This window comes from Kribbella albertanoniae (genome assembly GCF_004348455.1).
Lineage (GTDB): Bacteria > Actinomycetota > Actinomycetes > Propionibacteriales > Kribbellaceae > Kribbella > Kribbella albertanoniae.
In genome coordinates this window covers 1-5,230 of record NZ_SMKA01000416.1, presented here as the reverse complement: position 1 = coordinate 5,230, position 5,230 = coordinate 1, and the positions used below count along the sequence as shown (strand labels likewise).

Sequence of the window (5,230 nt, the reverse complement as noted above, 5' to 3'; positions counted from 1 at the left end):
GGTCCCACCCAGGACCCCCGCACGCCTACCCAAGACTCGGCCGCGCCAGCCGCCGACACCCCTGCTCGCCGGCCGCGGCGCCGCCGTCGGCCGAGCGGGAACGGCGGTGCGCCGCGCGGCGACGGACAGACAGGCGACGGACAGACAGGCGACGCGGAGGCGGTCGACGTACCGGAGGTGAATCTGGCTGAGGTTGTTGCTCGGCTGGGTGAGTTGACGGCTTATGACCGGGAGCAGTTGGGGCGGCGGCTGGAGCGGGTTCGCGGGACCAAGGAGGCTCGGAAGCGGGCTGACGCGCTGCAGGGCGTGATCGGTGCGATCGAGCAGGCGGAGCGGCGGGTCGAGGTCCGGCGGAGCGCCGTACCGGAGATCACTTATCCGGCGGAGTTGCCGGTCAGCCAGTTGAAGGACGAGATCGCGGCGGCGATCCAGGCTCATCAGGTTGTGATCGTGGCCGGTGAGACGGGGTCGGGGAAGACGACGCAGCTGCCGAAGATCTGTCTGGAGCTGGGGCGTGGGATCCGGGGCATGATCGGGCACACGCAACCGCGGCGGTTGGCTGCGCGGACGGTGGCGGAGCGGATCGCGTCGGAGCTGGACACCGAGCTGGGTGAGACGATCGGTTTCGCGGTGCGGTTCACCGACAAGGTGAGTGAGCGGTCGCTGGTGAAGTTGATGACCGACGGCATTCTGCTGAACGAGTTGCAGCGGGATCGCGATTTGAGCCGGTACGACACGCTCATCATCGACGAGGCGCACGAGCGCAGCCTCAACATCGACTTCATCCTGGGCTACCTGAAGCAACTGCTCCCCCGGCGTCCCGATCTGAAGGTGATCATCACCTCGGCGACGATCGATCCGGAGCGGTTCGCCGAACACTTTGCCGACGGCAACGGTACGCCGGCGCCGATCGTCGAGGTGTCCGGGCGGACCTATCCGGTCGAGGTGCGGTACCGGCCGATCAACGACCCCGACGACCCGAGCACGATCGATCGTGACCAGACCCAGGCGATCCTGGACGCCGTCGACGAACTCGAGTACGAGGCGGCGGGCGACGTACTGGTGTTTCTCAGCGGTGAGCGAGAGATCCGGGACACCGCTGATGCTTTGAGTGACAAGTACGCCGCTCAGCGCGGACGTCCGGGTGCGGTCGAGGTGCTGCCGTTGTATGCGCGGCTCTCGAACGCCGAGCAGAACCGGGTCTTTCACCCGAGCGGCAACCGGCGGATCGTGCTGGCGACCAACGTGGCCGAGACCTCGTTGACGGTGCCCGGGATCAAGTACGTGATCGACCCCGGTACGGCGCGGATCTCGCGGTACAGCCATCGGACCAAGGTGCAGCACCTGCCGATCGAGGCGGTCTCGCAGGCCAGCGCGAACCAGCGGAAGGGCCGTTGCGGGCGGACCAGCGACGGTATCTGTATCCGGCTGTACTCCGAGGAGCACTTCGAGAGCCGGGACGAGTTCACCGACCCGGAGATCCTGCGGACCAATCTTGCGTCGGTCATCCTGCAGATGACCGCGATCGGGCTCGGCGACATCGCGGCGTTCCCGTTCATCGACGAGCCGGACAAGCGCAGCATCACCGACGGCCTGCAGCTGCTCACCGAGCTCGGCGCGATCGAGCCGGCCAAGAGTGGTGAGCGGCATCGCCGGCTGACGCCTGTCGGTCGACAGCTCGCGCAGATTCCGCTCGATCCGCGGCTGGCGCGGATGATCGTCGAGGCGGACAAGCATGCATGTGTTCGCGAGGTGATGGTGATCGCAGCCGCGTTGTCGATCCAGGATCCGCGGGAGCGCCCGACCGAGGCTCAAGCCCAGGCTCAGCAGGCACATGCGCGGTTCCGCGATCCGAACAGCGACTTCCTCGGGTATTTGAATCTCTGGGCGTATCTGAAGAAGCAGCAGAAGGATCTGTCGGGGAATCAGTTCCGCCGGATGTGCCGTAGTGAGTACCTGAACTATCTGCGGGTGCGCGAGTGGCAGGACATCTTCGCGCAACTGCGGCAGGTCGCCGCGCAGATCGGCGTCACGCTGAACAGCGGCGGGCCGGCCGACCCGCAGAGCGTGCACATCGCGCTGATGTCCGGGCTGCTGTCACACCTCGGGATGAAGGATCCGGCCAACCAGAACCAGTACCTCGGTGCCCGGGGAACTCGCTTTGCGATCTTCCCCGGGTCGGGATTGTTCAAGAAGCCACCGCAGTTCGTGATGGCTGCCGAACTCGTCGAGACCTCGCGGCTCTGGGCGCGGGTGAACGCGAAGATCGAGCCCGAATGGGCCGAGGACCTCGCTCCGCATCTGATCAAGCGCTCGTACTCCGAGCCGCACTGGGAACGCAAGGCCGGTGCGGTGATGGCCTACGAGAAGGTCACCCTGTACGGCGTACCGATCGTTGCCCGGCGCAAGGTCAACTACGGGAAGGTCGATCCGGAGGCGTCCCGCGAACTGTTCATCCGGCATGCGCTGGTCGAGGGCGACTGGGACACCCACCACAAGTTCTTCCACGAGAACCGGAAGCTGATCGCGGAAGTCGAGGAGCTCGAGGAGCGCACCCGGCGACGCGATCTGCTGGTCGACGACGAGACGCTGTTCGCCTTCTACGACGAGCGGATCGGCGCGGAGGTTGTCACCGGGACGCACTTCGACACGTGGTGGAAGACGGCCCGGCAGCGCGACGCCGACCTGCTCGACTTCGAGCGGTCGCTCGTGGTGCGCGAGGGCGCGGAAGTGAAGGAGGAGGAGTTCCCGCTGCACTGGTCGCAGAACGGGATGACCTTCGATCTCACGTATGCGTTCGAGCCTGGTACGGACGCCGATGGGGTGACTGTTCATCTGCCGTTGCTGGTGTTGAACCAGGTGACCGCGGACGGGTTCGAGTGGAGTGTGCCCGGGTTCCGTGAGGAGCTGGTCACCACGCTGATCAAGTCGTTACCCAAGGCCATCAGGCGCAACATCGTGCCGGCGCCGGATCATGCGCGGCAGATCCTGCCGTTCCTGGATCCTTCTGATGGGCCTTTGACCACCGCGATGGCCAATGAGCTGCGGAACTTGCGTGAAGTGATCATCGAGGACACCGACTGGGACTGGAGCCGGGTTCCGGAGCATCTGCGGATGACGTTCCGGGTGGTCGACGACCAGGGCAAGACAGTGGCCGAGGGCAAGGACCTTGCCAAGCTCAAGGAACGGCTGAAGCCGAAGACGACGGCTGCGATCTCGAAGGTCGCGTCAAAGGCGGTCAGCGGGCTGGAGCGTTCGGGGCTGACCGACTGGACCTTTGGTGATCTGCCGCGGAGTTTCTCCGAGCATCGCAACGGGCTGACCGTGGCTGGGTATCCGGCCCTCGTCGACGAAGGCAAGACGGTCGCGATCCGGTTGCACGAGACCGAGCGCGACCAGGCCGCGGCGATGTGGAACGGGACACGCCGGTTGCTGCTGCTCACGATGCCGTCGGTGATCGACGTCGTACAGCGTCAGTTGACCAGCGCCCAGAAGCTCACGCTGCTGGCCGGGCCGCATCGGAATGTCGGTGAGCTGCTCGACGATGCGATCGCTGCGGCGGTCGATCAGCTGATGACCGCAGCACATGGGCCGGCGTGGAACTTGACCGCCTTCTCGGTACTGCGCGACGCCGTACGGTCTGATCTTGCTGACACCGTGGTCGGGATTCTGCGGCAGGTGGAGCAGGTGCTCGGGCACGCGCGGACGGTGGACAAGGCGATCTCGCGTGCGTCGTCGCCGGCGTTGCTCGCGGCGTTGTCGGACGTGCGCGGTCAGTTGGAGGCGCTCATCAATCCCGGGTTCATCACGCGGACCGGGGCTGCGCGGCTGCCGGATCTCGTGCGGTATCTGCGGGGGATGGAACAGCGGCTCGACAAGATCGGCGCGAACGCGATGCGGGACCGGTCGGGGATGGCGATCGTGCAGACGCTCACCGACGAGTACCAGAACCGCCTGCGCGCCGTACCGACCGGCAAGTACCCCTCCCCCGAACTCCTCGAAGTCCGCTGGATGCTGGAGGAGCTTCGCATCAGCCTCTTCGCCCAAACCATCGGCACCCCGTACCCCGTCTCGGAGAAGCGCATCCGCAAGGCGCTGGCCCAGGCCTGACGCTTGGCCGCAGTTCATGAAAGCTTGCTCGGGGACGCTGCGGCGGTGGCACATTTCGCGTCTCCCGGGGCGCTGCTTTCCCGGGATGCGGTGGCGTTCGTCGTCCGGTTCGCGGGTCAGCCGGTCGCGTGCGCGATGACTGTGCTGTCCGGCGGCTCGGCTGGCGTGTACTGGGTTGCGACCCGAGCGGACGCCCGCCGACGCGGGTTCGGCGAACTGGCGACCCGGGCCGCGGTCCGCGCCGGCTTCGAGTACGGCGCTCGCGTGGTAACCCTGCAGTCGACCGAACAAGGCGTGCCGCTGTACCGCAAGCTCGGCTTCGCGCCGTTCACGACCTACCCGAGATACGTCGTACCGGGCCCGGTCGGACCTGACCCCGGACCGCCACCACTGTCCAACCCCTCGACCGGGGGCGGTCGCACGCTCAACTCTCCTCCGATCGTGCGCTCGGAGGAGAGTTGATCAGTGGCGCAGGTCCGCGCGCCGGCCGGCAAGGAATTGGACGGCCACTCGCCGGGATCTTCCCAGGGCCTGCACGAGCCAGGACGACGTTGAGCACGGATCACTCACTTGCCCGGCCTGACACTGGTTGATGGGTGCTCAAAGTGAGCCGGCTGGTTGACCTTGAGCACGGTTCGGCCAGGTCCGGCAGGGGCGCGTGGTTGATCGGTGCTCAAGGTGGGCTGGGGCGATCCGCCTGGTTGTGGTCGCTTTGTGGAGGCTGACTGCCGCTCCGTGGCAGTACGACTCCACAGATCTCCACCCGGACCGCTACCACCGTCCAACGCCGCGACCACGACCGTCGGCACGCTCAGCGGCGGGTTTGCTGAGCCGCTCGGTGCGGCTTGGACGGTGCTGCAGGTCCGGACGCCCAGCCCATCACAATTGCTAGCCCACCCACACCCCAGGCGGGCACCGCGCGGCCGACCACCAATTGTGGTGGCGTGGCGGTCCGCGACACGTTGAAGCACCGTTTGGTGGGTCAGCCCATCCAGTGGGGGGAGAGCCCACCGCGTACGCGGTGGGTCAGCCCATCAAATGGGAGAGGGTCAGCGGGGAGAGTGGGTTAGGACTTGAGGAGGCGGTGGGCTAGGGCGTGGACGGCGGTTCGGAGTTCGGG

General features: G+C 66.7%; 2 protein-coding genes. Both read left to right on the top strand.

The features are described 5' to 3' along the window. Positions 1-177: 177 nt before the first annotated feature. Complete coding sequence (gene hrpA, locus E1261_RS43105) at positions 178-4,110, top strand: ATP-dependent RNA helicase HrpA (RefSeq protein ID WP_132415875.1); 3,933 nt, start codon at positions 178-180, stop codon at positions 4,108-4,110. Between the two features lie 45 nt (positions 4,111-4,155). Further along, on the top strand, positions 4,156-4,572 hold the full coding sequence (locus E1261_RS43100) for a GNAT family N-acetyltransferase (protein ID WP_165952852.1): 417 nt from the start codon (positions 4,156-4,158) through the stop codon (positions 4,570-4,572). The last annotated feature ends 658 nt before the right edge of the window (positions 4,573-5,230 follow it).